Source organism: Hymenobacter lapidarius, from assembly GCF_001816145.1.
GTDB classification, from domain to species: domain Bacteria; phylum Bacteroidota; class Bacteroidia; order Cytophagales; family Hymenobacteraceae; genus Hymenobacter; species Hymenobacter lapidarius.
Map to the genome: position 1 here is coordinate 1 of NZ_MDZB01000022.1, position 14,157 is coordinate 14,157.

The following is a 14,157-nucleotide window of genomic DNA, read 5'->3' on the forward strand; positions in this document are numbered from 1 at the left end:
CTAAAGGGCGAGGGACAGACCAACATCGTCGAAGCCATTAATTGCTCCTTGCGCCAGCGCTGTGGCGTGCTCGTGCGTAAGTCCTGCTCCTTCAGCAAACCATTGGCCATGCATACGGCCCGAATTAAAATAGTTATCGATAATTATAATCGAAATATCATCTTAGATTAGACCACCGCCAAAAATTATCGCCTCAAGAAATAAGAACAGCAGTTTGTTTTGGCAAAGAGGGTAGGTTCATTGAAGAAATCGAACGGCTAAATGAAAATACTGAATGGCGCGCAATCTTCGGCGCAGTTCATACTAGACTCAAGGACAGAGAATTTATTTTGAGATACTTGGCTTTGAACACGGACTTTCAAGCTTATCAGAAACCTATGGGTGAATTTTTGAATAAATTCATGAAAGTACATAGCAACCCTAGTGAACCATTCCTGCAACAGGCAAGTAATGATTTTTCAAAAAGTATAAAATTTATATATGAGGCATTAGGAACTAAAGCTTTTAAGCCGCAAAGAGCGATTAACGCTGCTAATTTCGATGCTGTAATGATTGGGCTAACAAGAAATATACATAATGTTGAATCAATGAGTCCCGAACGCCTTAAGGAAATCTATCTTAAATTGATAACAGATGAAGACTTTGTAAAATTTACAGAAAAAGCGACTGCTGATGAAGCTAGTGTTAAAGGTAGAATTAATCTGGCAATTGAAGCTTTCTCTAAATAATGAAAAATGCGACAATTTCTCAGCAACTCACCAGAATAAATAATCTTATTTCATCAACAAATGAAAGTACGAAAGAAAGTTTAGAGCTGCAATCCCATTGGGCAAAATATATCTGTGTACTAACTGCAGGTTTTTTAGAGAATTCTATTGCACAAGTTTATTCAGATTTTGCCAAACAGTGTGCGCCTGAATTTATTCATAGACATATTTCGCAGTATGTGTCTAAAATTCAAAATCCCAAATCAACAAAGTTTATCGAGGTTGCTAAATCATTCAAAGTAGAATGGGGTCAAGAATTGGAAATTTTCATTAGTGATAAAGGTAGAAGTGAGGCGATTGGTAATATTATGAAAAACAGGCATTTAATTGCCCACGGTAAAAGCTCCCAGATAACTTTGGTACAAATAAAAGAATACCTGAAACGTTCTGTTGAGGTATTGGAATTCATAGAAAACCAATGTGACATACGATACTTTGTGACAGAAATTAAATAATCTTTAAGCTTGGTATTTTTTTCATTTTCCTCTTACCCATGTATCCACTAGCGGCTCCCGACACTACCTGTCGCGGCGGTGGCGGAGGGCCGCTGCGGAGAATAACCCCTGTTTTCTCCGCAAAACCTGCGGAGAGTAGGCCTGCACCTCTCCAGCACTCCAAATCCCCGCCTACACCTGGCAGCCCGCGCGGCTCAAGTTACTGCTACGGGCCATGAGGTACCAGCAGGGCCGGGTGTAGTTGCACTGGCAAATTGAAGTCCAATTTGCCAGTGTGGAAACTATTCAATAAAAAATAGGTATATTTAAGGAAAATGTTGGCATTTGGCCGGCACAGGTACTTCTACAGGCGGCTCCGGGGTGGGGGCCTGTCTGGATGGTGACGGATAGCCGGTGTGCGCGGCCAAGCGTGTAACACCGATGTTTTTGCCGGGCTCTTGGCGACGGTGACGGTTTCTCACCCGAGTGCTTTTGCTTTTCGCAATGACCACCATTTGCGCCTTTTTTCTGTGGTGGGTGGTGCCCGCCTATGGTGCCCTGGCCTTGCCGCCGGGCCGGACAGGCAGCCTACGACTTGAATTGGAGACGGCCCCGGCCGATACGGCGCGCGTGGTGCTGCTGGCCCAGCTGGCGTATGAGCTCACCCAGACCGACCCGCTGGCCACCATCAACTACGGCAAACAGGCGCTGCAGCTTGCCCAGGAGCTGCGGTTTCGGCGAGGCGAGGGCTGGGCGCTGGTGCGGCTGGGGTCCGGGTTTCGGGAAGCCGGCAACTACCCGGCGGCGCTGCAAATAGGGCTGCAGGCGCTGCGGGTGGCCGAGGCCGAGCGTGACTCCAGGTTGCTGGGCCGGGCCCTCAACGCGCTGGGCTACCTCTACTGGGAGCAGGGCAACAGCCGCCCCGCGCTGGCGTACTTTTTTCGAGCCAAAGCCGTGGCCGAAAAAAGCCAAAACATCAAGCTGCTCACGCGGGTGATGGGCAACATCGGCAACGTGTACCAGCAGCTGCACCAGCTCGATTCGGCCCGCTACTACCTGCAGCGGGGCTATGTGCTGGACGTGCAGGAGCACGACCTGACCAGCGAAGTGGGCGACGCCGCCATGCTGGGCAACGTGCACGCCGCGCTGGGCCACCCCCGGATGGCGCAGGCTTATTACCGCCGCAGCATCCGGCGGGCCCGTGGTGGGCACATCACCTTTGCCCTGTGCCGGGCTTACCTGGGCCAAGCCCGACTATATGAGCGCCTGGGCGGGGCTCACGCCGACTCGGCCCTCTACGTGGCCAAACTTGCCCTGGCGGCCGGGCAGCAGGGCCGATACCCCAAAGGCATTCTGGAGGCCAGCCAGTTTTTGGCCGCGGCCCACGCGGCGCGGCGCGACAGCGCCACGGCTTTCCGGTACCTCACCCTGGCCAGTGCCACCCGGGAAAGCCTTTTTGGGCGGGCCAAGATGGCCCAGGTGGAGGCGCTGGGCCTGGGCGAGCGGCTGCGCGAAGACGAGCTGGCCGACCAGCAGCGGCTCGCCCAGGCCCGCCGCCGCCAGCTGGCCCTGGTGGCGGCGCTGCTGGCGGCCGTGCCCCTGCTGCTGCTGCTGTGGCGCAACAACCGCCTGAAGCAGCAGGCCAACCGGCAGCTGCACACCTGGAACACCCAGATTGCGGCCCAGCGCGACGCGCTGCGAACCGCCCTGGCCGACCTGAAAACGGCCCAGGAACAGCTGCTCCGGCACGAGAAAATGGCTTTTCTAGGCGAGCTCACCGCGGGCATTGCCCACGAGCTGCAAAACCCTCTGAACTTCGTCACCAATTTTGCCGGAGTCAGCAGCGAGCTGACCGCCGAACTACGCACTGAAGTGGCTCGTCCAGATTTGGACAGACTTGCCCTGGAAGCCCTGGCGGCGGATGTGCAGCTCAACCAGGAAAAAATCCGGCAGCACGCCCAGCGGGCCTCCGCCATTGTGAAAACCATGCTGGAGCACTCACGTAGCGGCCCCGCGCCGCGGCTGCCCACCAACCTCAACGCCCTGGTCGAAGAATCGTTGATGCTGGCCTACCAAAACACCTGCGGCACCGACCACGCTTTTCAGGCTACTCTGCGCACGAACCTGGACCCGGACCTTGGCCCGGTGCCGGTGGTGGCCCAGGACCTGGAGCGGGTGCTGCTCAACCTGTGCGCCAACGCGCTGTACGCAGTGCACCAGCGCCAGCAGAAGGAGCTGCGCACTGCGGGGCCCGGTGCTGCGGGCTACGAGCCCACCGTCGTGGTGAGCACCCGCCGCTCGGCTTCGGGCCAGGGGGTGGAAATATGCGTGCGCGACAACGGGACAGGCATTCCCAAGAAAGTGCAGTCCAAAGTATTTCAGCCGTTTTTCACGACCAAGCCGCCGGGAGAAGGCACCGGACTCGGTTTGTCGCTGAGTTATGGCATTATCACCCAGACGCACGGGGGCACCCTCACCCTGGCGTCGGAAGAAGGCCGGTTCACGGAGTTTGTAATTTATCTCCCCAGCACTGCGGCCCGGGCTGAAGTCGCGCTTTTCCAGAGCATGCCGAGCGGTAGAGTAACTCATTAGGTAGTGTTGCACCAGTAAATTGAAATTAAAAAAGGCCGTCATGCCGAGCGTAGTCGAAGCATGACGGCCTTTTAGCTACGGTACTGCTGCCACACTTCTCTACAACCCGTTCCCCTTCACCGTCTCCAGGCCCCAGTTCCGGCCTTTTTCCACGGCGGGCACGCCGGTGGAGAGCCATTCGGGTGCGGGCGCGCCTTTGAGGTAGTGGTCGAAGAACTGCAGCTCACGGATGGAAATGTCCTTGCGGTTTTCGCGCTTCACCAGGTTGTGGGCTTCGCCGTTGTATTGCAGCAGCCACACGGGCTTGCCCAGGCGGCGCAGGTCGGTAAACATTTCGATGCCCTGGTACCACGGCACGGCACCGTCGGCATCGTTCGACATGATGACCACCGGCGTCTGCACCTTGGGCAGCTGGAACAGCGGCGAGTTGCGGATGTAGAGGTCCGGCTTTTCCCACAGCGTGCCGCCGATACGGCTTTGGGTGCGCTCGTACTGGAACTGCCGGCTCACGCCCGATTCCCAGCGGATGCCGCCATAGGCCGAGGTCATGTTCACGACCGGCGCGCCGGCCCAGGCGGCGGCGTACATGTTGGTTTGGGTGATGAGGTAGGCCACTTGGTAGCCGCCCCAGCTCTGGCCCTGAATGCCGAGGCGGGCGCCATCAACCCAGGCGTTTTTCTTCAGCTCTTCCACTCCCGAGTTAATGAACTCCACGGCCGACGGGCCGGGCTCGCCAATGGTGTAGCTGATGTCGGGCGTGAACACGAGGTAGCCGTTGCTGGCGAACATGGCAATGTCGAGCCGCGAGGGCGTGGGCGCCGGGGCCGTGTATTTGTACAGGCCATCCGAAAGCTTTTCATAGAAATACGAAACCATCGGGTACTTTTTGGCGGGGTCAAAACCCTCGGGCTTGTAGAGCACGCCGGTGGCCTTGAAGCCCTTGGGCGTGGTCCAGTGCACGAGCTCGGCCGTGAACCAGTTGTAGTCCTGCTGCTGGGCGTTGATAGCGCTCAGCTTGGTTTCTTTGCCGAAGTCGCGGCTCACGTACACGTCGGGCGACATGCTCACGTTGGCCTTGGTATAGAGCCGGACATCGGCGTTTTTGGCCCGTAGCAGCTGCGAATACCCGAACTTTCCCATAGTCAGGAGCTGTGGCGCTTTGGTGCTGCCGAGAGCCTTTTGGTAGTAGCCCCATTCCTTGGTCACGTCGTTTTGGGCCAGCAGGAGCAGCTCGTCTTTGGGCTCGATGAACTTCTGTTTTTCGACCGGCATGCGGTAGCGGAAAATCAGCTTGTTGGCGCGGCCCAGGCCGTTGGTGAAATTCACGGCGGCGCCGGTCTGGGGGTTCACCTTCCAGATGTCGTAGCGGTCAAACAGCAGCACGGCGGCATCGTCCTTGGTCCAGGCGGCCACGCCGTAGGCTTCGGGGTCGGTGGGGGAGTCGTTTTCCTCGTCAGTGAAGGACACGCCGGTCTTGCCGGTCAGGTTGGTGACTTTGCGGGTGGCCGCGGCAAAGGAAAACCACGCTTTGGCCGCGTCGTCGTACCACAGGGCGTAGTCGCCGTGGGGCGAGAGCTGAAAGCGGCTTTTGGCCGCCGTGGGGTTGATGGCGATGCGCTGGCCGGTGCGCGTCGAAACCAGGTAGGCCTGCTTGCGGGTGCCGCCCTCCCACTGTGCCGCAATGCGCTTGGCGGTGTCGGTCACGGCCAGCACGTATTCGGCGTTGGTGTTTTCGGCCATATAGGAATCGCGCAGGTACTCGTCTTCCAGCTGCACAAATTTGTTGGCCTGCCGTGGATAGATGACGGCCAGGTAGTTGCGCTGCAGGTCCTTCTTCAGGTTCTTTAGCTGCGTGGGCTGCAGGTAGTCGTCCTTGTAGTTCCAGATGTCCAGCTTGGCGTGCTCAAATTCCACCAGCGTGGTGTCCTGCGGAATGGGGTCGGGCGCGGTGCCGAAAAACAGCTTCTCGCCGTTTTCACTGAACACGATTTTGCCAAAGCCGCTCGGCGACCAGCCCGTTTTCAGGGCCTTGTCGCTGGGCCGCATAATGGTAGCCGCCGAGTCCTTTGTGAAATCTGAATAGTACAGGCTGAACGGCTTCACTAGGGCTTTTTCGGGGTGCTTCTCAGCGGCAAACGCCAGTTGCTTGCCCGCCTCATCAAAAGCTAGGCTTTTGTAAGTGCCCTTGCCCGTGCTCATCTTCTTTACGCTGCCGGCAGCCAGGTCGAACACGAACAGCCCCGATTTAACGTCCTTGCTTTTCTTGGGCGCTGCCACCGCAAAGGCTGTTTTGTTGCCCAGCTTGCTGAGCTGGTAGTCCGTGACCGAAGCGAACTCGCGCGCCTTGCCCGTTTGCAGGTTAACAACGGTGAGCGTGGCGCCGGCTTTTTTGGCGTCGAGCAGGTCGTCGGTGAGCTTCTTCAGCGTATCGGTCGGGGCTTTGGTCTTGTCGTCTTTCAGCGGCGGCTTTGTGGCCAGAAAGGCCAGTACCGAAGCTTTTTCAGCCAGCTGAAACGACTTCACATTGGCATATTTGGTGAGCTTGCCGGTTTCCAGGGCATAAATACCCAGCGAATCCTTGGGCATGTCCTCGGGCTTTTTCTTCTTGATTTTGGCCTGCCGCACGTCCTTGTACAGCGGCTTTATCTGGAAAACGGCATACTTGGAATCGGCCGAAAACACGGCTGAGTCGCCGCGGCTGATTTGCCGTAGCGTCCGGTTGCCCGCCGTTTTAATGTACAGCATGGCATCGCCCTGTTGGGGCTTCACCTGGTAGAGCACGTACTTTCCGTTGTTGCTGATTTTCTGGTTCGCAACGCTTTCCCATTTGTCGTAAACCGAATGGTCGAGCGGTTTTTTGGGCCCTTGCTGCGCCACAGCGGGCGGTAGGCAAGCGAGACAGGCAAAGAGGAATAGAAGCTTGGTCATAGGAGTCAGGGATTATGCCCAAATGTACAGCTGGGGAAGAATAGGAGGGAAGCAGAATTATGGGATGAGCTGGCCCCGAGCACACCGCGCCGCCTGCACTTGTCAAGGCAGGAAGTTAGCTCCACCGTCAGTGCCACAGCGGTTTCAAAATTCCTGTGCAACCCGGCTGCCTGCGCAGCGCCCCAAAAGGTACCAAGTATGGAACCGAGGCCGGCAGCAGTGGCTTTGTTTACCCAGCGCCTCCCTGCCTGCCCCCGAAGCACAGCGGGCCGTGTCGGAGGTAGTTTCATCAATAATAAGTTGTTCCGAATGAAAGTGTGTCAATTAATAACAAGCGCGTGGTTTATGATTGTGCTGGCGGTCTGCGGGCTGCGTGCAGAGGCCCAGGCCCCGTCGCCCCAGCCTGCCCGTTCCTCAGTATCCGCACCCCAAAAGCGAGTGGTTTTCTTTGGCAATAGCCTCACGGCCGGGTACGGCGTGGCCCCCAAAAGCAACCTGCCGAGTCAGATTGCGCAGAAAATTGAGGCGGCGGGTCTGAATTACCAGGTGGTGAATGCCGGCGTGAGCGGCGAAACCACTGCCGGCGGCCTGGCCCGGGTGGGCAGCGTGCTGCGCCAGCCCGTCGACGTGTTTGTGCTGGAACTGGGGGCCAACGACGTTTTCCGACTGGTACCGGTGCCCGAAATTCGCCGCAACCTGCAAGGCATTATTGATGCGGTGCGCAAAAAGAACCCCAAAGCCCAGATAGTGGTGGCGGGCCTGCAGATTCCTGGTGACTTCGGCCCCGGCTACGTCACCGAATTCCAATCGCTGTTTCGGGCGCTGGCCATTAAAAATAAAGCGGCCCTCATCCCATATCTGTTGGAAGACGTGGGCGGCGTGCCCGAGCTCAACCAGCAGGACGGCATTCACCCAACGGCGGCCGGGTACCGTGTGGTGGCCCGCACCGTGTGGGCCACGCTGGCGCCCCTGCTGCAGGTAAAGGCCTGATAAACTGTAATCCTAGCGGCTGTCATGCTGTGCAAAGTGAGGCGTGCTGGCACCGTTGATTGAGTCGTATTTACATGATAACATGCTTCGCTTCGCGCAGCATGACACGCGCTATTTGGATAGGTTTTAAGACGAAGCAGGCCAGAGTGGTAGCTGCTCTTCGGCAGTAGGCGCGGGCTGCCTGGGTTCGAGCGCAAGAATTAGTTGGAGCCGCCGGTATAACCACTCGGCGGCCGGGCCGTAAGACTACCATTCATTTCTTCTTTCCTCTTTCACCATGCACAAGCACCTTCTTTCCCTATTTGCTGCGGCAGCCCTGCTGGCCAGCTGTGAAACCAAACAATCTGAAACCAAAGACCAGCTTAGCGAAGCCGGTCAGGACACGGCCGTAATGGCCCGCGACGGCCAGACCGTTGGTGGCATGGCCGCCGATGGCGCCGCGGCCGTGGACAACGCCTGGGACATGACCAAGGCCAAGCTGGCCGATGTGAAGTACGATGAAATCACGGGGGCCGACGTGACCGTACGCGGTGACGAAAATTACAACGTGTATAGCGTGGACGAGACGGTACTTTTCGATACCGACAAGGCCACCATTAAGCCCACTGCCGCCGCTGCCCTGAACCAGATTACCGGTTCTATTGGCAAACGCTACGGCCAAAGCCAGGTGCGGGTAATGGGATTCACGGATTCGCGCGGCGACAAGAGCTACAACAAAGAGCTCAGCGAGCAGCGGGCTGAAGCCGTGAAAAACTACTTGGTGTCTAACGGCAAAATTGATGCCGGCCGCCTGAGCGTGGAGCCCATGGGCGAAGCCAAGCCAGTAGCGACGAATGCCACGGCCAGCGGCCGTCAGGAAAACCGCCGCGTAGAAATCGCGGTGCGTACCAAATAATCCCGAGCGGTCCAATCTAGGGCCGTGCTACATATAAAAGGGCCGGATGCTACGAGTTAGCATCGGCCCTTTTCTGTTTGTTCGGGCTAAAAGTTACCCCTCGGCCCGCAGCACTTCCAGCGGGGAGCGGCGCAGCACGTCGCGGCTGTTGAATAAGCCAATACCTGCTGTGAGCACCGTGACCAACGCAGCTAGGCCCAGCAGCGGCAGCACCGCCGGCCCAAAGCCCACTTCAAATACCCACACCGCCAGCGCCCAGGCCGCCAACACGGCCAGCCCAATGCCCGCCAGCGAGGCCAGTAGCCCCAGCAGGCCGTACTCGACCAGCGTAATGCGCAGTATTTGCCGCCGACTAGCGCCCAGCGTGCGCAGCAACACACTCTCGCGCACCCGTTGGTACCGGCTGATAACCACTGAGCTGCTCAGCACCAGCAACCCCGTGAGAATGCTGAAGCCGGCCATGAAACGAACCACAAAGGAAATTTTGCCCAGAATATCCTCCACCGTGCTCAATATCAGCCCCAGGTCGATGGCCGACACGTTGGGGAACTGCTGCACCAGGTTCTGCTGCACCGTGGCCAGCGCGGCCGTGGTGTTGGTGCGCGTGAGCAGCACGTGGAATTGTGGCGCCTGCTCCAGCACGCCCGCCGGAAACACCACCAGAAAGCTCGGCTCTACCCGGCTGCGGTCAAGCTCGCGCGTGCCGCCCACAATGGTGCGGAGCGGCGCGCCCTGCACGTTGAAATCCAGCGTGTCGCCCAGCTTGAGCTTGGCCCGTTCCAGATAGCCGGATTCCACCGAGATGAGCGGAGTGCCATCGGGTCCGCGGGTGGGGGCGGTGCCGGCTAGGAGCTTCTCCGAGGCGTTGAGGGAGTCGCGGTAGGTCACGCGGTACTCGCGGGTGAGCACCCAGGGCGGAATGCCAGTGGTCGTGTCTTTTTTGAGCACCGTGGTGCTGCGGCCGTTGATGGCCGTCAGGCGCATGGTCACGATGGGCACCTGCAGGAGCACCGGCAATTGCTGCCTGGTGAGCAGGTCTTTCACGCCCGCCAGCTGTTCCGACTGAATATCAAAAAGCACCAGATTGGCCTGCGAGCCCTGCGAAGCCAGCTGCACGCGCCCCAGCAACAGCGCCTGGGTCAGGAAAAGCGTGGCCAGCAGAAAGGTGCCCAGCCCCACGGAGGTAACCAGTGTAAGCGTCTGGTTCTGGGGGCGGTATAAGTTGGCCAGCCCCTGCCGCCACACGTAGCCCCAGCCCGACGGGAAAAACCGCCGCACCAGCAGCATCAGCAGGCGGCCCATGCCGGCCAGTGCGGCAAAAGCCACCAGCAGCCCCGCCCCAAAGCCCAGCGTGAGCTTCCAGCTGTGGGTTTGGTTGTAGGCAAAGCCCAGAATGAACAGGCCAATTACGGCCAGCACCACGCCCCGAATGGGGTCGGGGGTGCTGGTGTCGTCTTCGAAAGCCACCCGCAGCACCCGCAGCGGCGATACCCGCCGGATGCTAAGCAGCGGCAGCAGCGCAAACAGCACGGCCATGAGCAAGCCCGTGGCCAGCCCCATCAGCACGGCCGGCCACGAAACGCTCACCGTAATCGCCACCGGCAAAAAATCGCCTAGCACGCGGGGCAGCACGCTTTGTACGGCCGCTCCCAGGGCCGCGCCCAGCACGGCCCCCACCAGCCCCAGCCCGGCAGTTTGAATGAGGTAAATGAGCAGCGCCTGCTTCCCGCTGGCGCCCAGGCAGCGCAGCACGGCCACGGCGGCCAGCTTTTCGCGCACGTACAGGTTCACGGCGCTGGCCACGCCCACGCAGCCCAGCAGCAGCGCCACAAAAGCCACCAAGCTCAGGTAGCGGGTGAGGTCGGCGAAGGAGCGGCCCACTTGCTGCTGACGCCCCGCCACGGTATCCGCGTCGATATCGGCCTGGTCGAGCTGCACTTGCAGGGTTTTTACCACGGCCGCCACGTCGGTGCCGGGCGCAAACTGGTACGAGCGTCGGTATTGCACGCGGCTGCCCCGCTGCACCAGGCCCGTGCCCATTACAAGCGCCGCCGGTATGAACACCGTGGGCGCCACCGCCGAGGCGAAGCCCGACTGCCCCGGCGTCTTCAGCACCCGCCCAATGATGGGCAGAATAATGCGGCCCACCTGCACGGAGTCACCCACTTTGGCCCCAAACTGGGTCAGCAGCACGTCATCGACCAAGGCCCCCGGCGCGGCGCCCGCCCGGCCAAATTGCCGCGCCGCGCTGCGCGGCTCGGTTTCCCAATCGCCGTAGAAAAAGCCGCCGCTGCGGGCCCGCACTTGGGCCAGCCGCACGCCCCGGCCCGGCCGGAACTCCACCAGCGAAGCAAAAGCCACCTCCCGGGTGCGGGCCACCCCAAGGCCGCGCAACCGGGGCTCCAGGGTGCGGCTAAAGGGCTGATTGGCCGATAATACCAAATCGGCGCCCAGCAGCTCGCGCGCCTGGTCGTCGATGCTGCGCGCCAGGTTGTCGCCAAAGGAATTGATGCCTACCAGCGCCGCAATGCCCAGCACAATGCTGGCCATGAAGAGCAGGAGGCGGGCGCGGCTGCGGCGGCTGTCGCGCCAGGCCATGCGAAACAGCCAGCTCGCGGCGGGCCGGGCGGGCGGCGGCGGGCTATGCACTGGGCTGGGCATGAGCGGCATTGGCATAGTCGGCCAGCACGGCCCCGCCGCGCAGGCGCATGGTGCGTTGGGTGCGGGCCGCCAGGTCCAGGTCGTGGGTCACGAGCACCAGCGTGGTGCCGGCTTCGCGGTTGAGGTCGAACAGCAGGCTGACGACCCGTTCGCTGGTATCGGGGTCGAGGTTGCCGGTGGGCTCGTCGGCAAAGAGCACCGCCGGGCGGTTAGCGAAGGCCCGGGCCAACGAGACGCGCTGCTGCTCCCCGCCCGAAAGCTGGGCGGGGTAGTGCTGGGCGCGGTCGGCCAGGCCCACGCGGTCGAGTAGGGCCAGGGCGGTTTTAGCGGCGCCGCGCTGCCCGCGCAGCTCCAGCGGCACCAGCACGTTTTCAAGGGCCGTGAGGGTAGGCAGCAGCTGGAAATTCTGGAAAATAAAGCCCACGTGCTGGTTGCGTACGGCCGCCCGCTGGTCTTCGCTCAGGCTGTCGAGCTGGATGCCATTGAGCCAGACGCTGCCGGACGTGGCCCGGTCCAGGCCGGCGCACAGGCCGAGCAGCGTGGTTTTGCCCGAGCCCGAAGGCCCCACAATCGCAAAAGTGTCGGCGGGCTGCAGCTCGAAGCTGACGGCTTGCAGCACCGTAAGCTCATGGCCCGCACTGGCGTAGGTTTTGGTAAGGTTATCGACGCGAAGAATGCTCATGCAAAAAAATAAATCGGGGATGAATAGCCGCCCCCCGGCGAGAACGGGAGCCGAAAGGACCCAGCCGGCAGTTCCGTCGGGCGTTTTAATTACCAGTAAAGACGTAACCGGTCCGCCCGCCGTTCGTTACGAACAGGCAAGACGCCAAAACCCTGGCGATGTTTTCTGCCTTTACGGCTTCGGTCCCCAAATGCTGCCCATGATTGTTGTTCGCTCCTGCGTTGCCGCTCTGCTTGCCCTGGCCTTGGGCGCCTGCAACTCCAATACCACTGCCGATGCCCCGGCGGCGGCGCCCGCAGCTGCCCCGGCCCGCACGCCGGCCGCGCCACCCACGGCCGCCACCGGAAAAAAGCGCCTGCTGTTTTTCGGCAACAGCCTCACGGCCGGCTACGGCGTGGAGCCCGACCAGGCCTTCCCGGCACTAATCGGCGAAAAATTAGATTCGCTCAAGCTGAAGTACGAAGTCATCAACGCCGGCCTGAGTGGCGAAACCACGGCCGGCGGCCGCAGCCGCGTGGGCTGGGTGCTGCGCCAGCCCGTGGACATATTCGTATTGGAGTTGGGCGGCAACGACGGCCTGCGTGGTCTGCCGCTCACCGCCACGCGCCGCAACCTGTTGGCCATCATCGACACGGTGCGCCGCCGCAGCCCCGGCGCGCAAATTGTACTGGCCGGCATGCAGATTCCGCCCAATCTGGGGATAGCCTACGCCGCTGATTTCAAATTACTCTACCAGGAAATTGCGAAAGAAAAGGGCCTGGTCCTGATTCCCTTCCTGCTGGAAGGCGTGGGCGGGGAGCGCCGCCTGAACCAGCAAGATGGTATCCACCCAACGCCCGCCGGGCACCGCATGGTAGCCCGCACGGTGTGGGCAGTGCTGCAGCCACTTATCTGAACCGCGGATTTATCAGATTAGATAACCCGCAATCCGTCCACGTCCACTTCGTCGCGCAGCAGCTCTAGGTTGCGGTAGGCGAGGGGGCGGCCTGAGTCGGTGCTTAGGTTGGGAAGGGTGGTCCGGGCGGCATCCAGGGTGAGCTGGGTGAGCTTGCGCTCGCCGAGGTAAATGGCCACGGGCCGGCCCTGGCGGTTGTCGTGGGCGGCCAGGACGTGGTCTATTTCGGCCAGAATGGTGCTCATGGGAATGATGGTCCTGAAGGGGGACGAAATATAGGAGATTTATAAGAATCGGGCCGGCGCGGCGTGAAAAGCTGCTTCGCGTCGCGGGCAAGGTCGGGCCCCGGCCTACCTTTGCCGCATGACAACTGCAGCTGCTTCGCCCGCTGGTTTGCCCACGGCCATGGCCCGAGACTCCCGGCCCATCGGCATGTTCGATTCCGGAATTGGCGGCCTCACCGTGGCCCGGGCCGTGGCCCGGCGCCTGCCGCACGAGCGAATAGTGTACTTCGGCGATACGGCCCACCTGCCGTACGGCGACAAAAGCGCCGCTGCCATTCAGGCTTATTCCGTTAAGATTTGCGACCTGCTACTCCGCCAGCACTGCAAGCTCATTATGATTGCCTGCAACTCGGCTTCGGCCGCCGCTTATGAGCTGGTGCGCGAGTACGTGGGCTCTAAAGCGCGGGTGCTCAACGTTATTGACCCCATAGTGGCGCATCTGGGCCGGGCCTACGCCGGCCGCCGCGTGGGCCTCATTGGCACGAAGCAGACGGTGAACTCCAACGTGTACAAAAAGAAGGTAGACGAGCTCGACGCCGGCGTGGACCTGCAGTCCCTGGCCACGCCACTGCTCGTGCCCATGATAGAGGAAGGCTTTTTCAGCAATTCCATCAGCGACGATATCATTGGCACCTACCTCGGCAATGCCGCCCTGGCCGACATCGACGCGCTGGTGCTGGCCTGCACCCACTACCCGCTCATCAAGGACCAGATTGTGCGCTACTACCACGACCGGGTCGATGTGCTCGATGCCTCCGATGTGGTAGCTGCCGACGCCGAAGCCTACCTGGCGGCGCATGGGCTGCTGGCCCCGGCCGCCGCCACCCCGCCGGCGCATCATTTCTACGTTTCGGACTTCACCCGCTCGTTTGAGGAGAGCACGCGCATCTTCTTTGAGCAGGAAGTACACCTGGAGCATTACCCGCTCTGGGAGTGAGCCGCGGCGGCGCCTACGCCACTACGCCGCCGCCCGTCGTACTTCCAACCACCCATATATTTGGGAAACCGTAGTCCAAAGCTGTTCGCATT

At 60.4% G+C, this 14,157-nt stretch carries 11 protein-coding genes and 1 pseudogene; 8 read left to right on the plus strand and 4 right to left on the minus strand.

Going from position 1 to position 14,157, the window contains the following annotated elements; all coding sequences use genetic code 11:
- The 4 genes and pseudogenes from BEN47_RS22960 to BEN47_RS00725 all read left to right on the plus strand — a co-directional run.
- A pseudogene (locus BEN47_RS22960) lies at positions 1-171 on the plus strand (IS1 family transposase); the annotation flags it as partial.
- A gap of 173 nt (positions 172-344) precedes the next feature.
- A complete protein-coding gene (locus BEN47_RS20695) occupies positions 345-728 on the plus strand; it encodes a hypothetical protein (RefSeq protein ID WP_204378256.1) in 384 nt (127 codons plus the stop codon).
- Positions 728-1,222, plus strand: coding sequence for a HEPN domain-containing protein (locus BEN47_RS19985; protein WP_083321966.1), 495 nt, complete (start codon positions 728-730; stop codon positions 1,220-1,222). Before BEN47_RS20695 ends, BEN47_RS19985 begins: the two co-directional genes overlap by 1 nt.
- Before the next feature lie 483 nt (positions 1,223-1,705).
- Entirely contained in the window at positions 1,706-3,793 is a 2,088-nt protein-coding gene (locus tag BEN47_RS00725; RefSeq protein WP_070724291.1) for a tetratricopeptide repeat-containing sensor histidine kinase, read from the plus strand.
- 99 nt (positions 3,794-3,892) lie between these two features.
- On the opposite strand, the gene BEN47_RS00730 is transcribed toward BEN47_RS00725, so the two are convergent.
- The gene (locus BEN47_RS00730) at positions 3,893-6,721 is read right to left on the minus strand and encodes an alpha/beta hydrolase family protein (RefSeq protein WP_070724292.1); all 2,829 of its coding nucleotides are present in this window, start codon (positions 6,719-6,721) and stop codon (positions 3,893-3,895) included.
- Positions 6,722-7,030: 309 nt separating this feature from the next.
- Between BEN47_RS00730 and BEN47_RS00735 the strand changes: the two genes are divergently transcribed.
- Positions 7,031-7,711 (plus strand): arylesterase, encoded by a 681-nt coding sequence (locus tag BEN47_RS00735; protein ID WP_239691453.1) that lies wholly within the window; start codon positions 7,031-7,033, stop codon positions 7,709-7,711.
- Positions 7,712-7,988: 277 nt separating this feature from the next.
- On the plus strand, positions 7,989-8,606 hold the full coding sequence (locus tag BEN47_RS00740; protein ID WP_070724294.1) for an OmpA family protein: 618 nt from the start codon (positions 7,989-7,991) through the stop codon (positions 8,604-8,606).
- 93 nt (positions 8,607-8,699) lie between these two features.
- Here BEN47_RS00740 and BEN47_RS00745 read toward each other — a convergent pair whose 3' ends face one another.
- Both BEN47_RS00745 and BEN47_RS00750 read right to left on the minus strand, forming a co-directional pair.
- The gene (locus BEN47_RS00745; RefSeq protein ID WP_070724295.1) at positions 8,700-11,204 is read right to left on the minus strand and encodes an ABC transporter permease; all 2,505 of its coding nucleotides are present in this window, start codon (positions 11,202-11,204) and stop codon (positions 8,700-8,702) included.
- A 43-nt stretch (positions 11,205-11,247) separates the two neighbouring features.
- The gene (locus BEN47_RS00750) at positions 11,248-11,949 is read right to left on the minus strand and encodes an ABC transporter ATP-binding protein (RefSeq protein ID WP_070724296.1); all 702 of its coding nucleotides are present in this window, start codon (positions 11,947-11,949) and stop codon (positions 11,248-11,250) included.
- Positions 11,950-12,148: 199 nt separating this feature from the next.
- On the opposite strand from BEN47_RS00750, the gene BEN47_RS00755 reads away from it, so the two are divergent.
- A complete protein-coding gene (locus BEN47_RS00755; protein ID WP_094122987.1) occupies positions 12,149-12,844 on the plus strand; it encodes an arylesterase in 696 nt (231 codons plus the stop codon).
- Between the two features lie 17 nt (positions 12,845-12,861).
- On the opposite strand, the gene BEN47_RS00760 is transcribed toward BEN47_RS00755, so the two are convergent.
- A complete protein-coding gene (locus BEN47_RS00760) occupies positions 12,862-13,089 on the minus strand; it encodes a hypothetical protein (protein ID WP_070724298.1) in 228 nt (75 codons plus the stop codon).
- A 160-nt stretch (positions 13,090-13,249) separates the two neighbouring features.
- On the opposite strand from BEN47_RS00760, the gene murI reads away from it, so the two are divergent.
- Positions 13,250-14,065 (plus strand): glutamate racemase, encoded by an 816-nt coding sequence (gene murI / locus BEN47_RS00765; RefSeq protein ID WP_070724356.1) that lies wholly within the window; start codon positions 13,250-13,252, stop codon positions 14,063-14,065.
- The last annotated feature ends 92 nt before the right edge of the window (positions 14,066-14,157 follow it).

Bases quoted from the DNA above. Each gene is read 5' to 3' on its own strand.
- BEN47_RS19985 (WP_083321966.1), top strand. From the start codon at position 728: ATGAAAAATGCGACAATTTCTCAGCAACTCACCAGAATAAATAATCTT.
- BEN47_RS00725 (WP_070724291.1), top strand. From the start codon at position 1,706: ATGACCACCATTTGCGCCTTTTTTCTGTGGTGGGTGGTGCCCGCCTAT.
- BEN47_RS00730 (WP_070724292.1), bottom strand. From the start codon at position 6,721: ATGACCAAGCTTCTATTCCTCTTTGCCTGTCTCGCTTGCCTACCGCCC.
- BEN47_RS00735 (WP_239691453.1), top strand. From the start codon at position 7,031: ATGAAAGTGTGTCAATTAATAACAAGCGCGTGGTTTATGATTGTGCTG.
- BEN47_RS00740 (WP_070724294.1), top strand. From the start codon at position 7,989: ATGCACAAGCACCTTCTTTCCCTATTTGCTGCGGCAGCCCTGCTGGCC.
- BEN47_RS00745 (WP_070724295.1), bottom strand. From the start codon at position 11,204: ATGGCCTGGCGCGACAGCCGCCGCAGCCGCGCCCGCCTCCTGCTCTTC.
- BEN47_RS00750 (WP_070724296.1), bottom strand. From the start codon at position 11,949: ATGAGCATTCTTCGCGTCGATAACCTTACCAAAACCTACGCCAGTGCG.
- BEN47_RS00755 (WP_094122987.1), top strand. From the start codon at position 12,149: ATGATTGTTGTTCGCTCCTGCGTTGCCGCTCTGCTTGCCCTGGCCTTG.
- BEN47_RS00760 (WP_070724298.1), bottom strand. From the start codon at position 13,089: ATGAGCACCATTCTGGCCGAAATAGACCACGTCCTGGCCGCCCACGAC.
- murI (WP_070724356.1), top strand. From the start codon at position 13,250: ATGGCCCGAGACTCCCGGCCCATCGGCATGTTCGATTCCGGAATTGGC.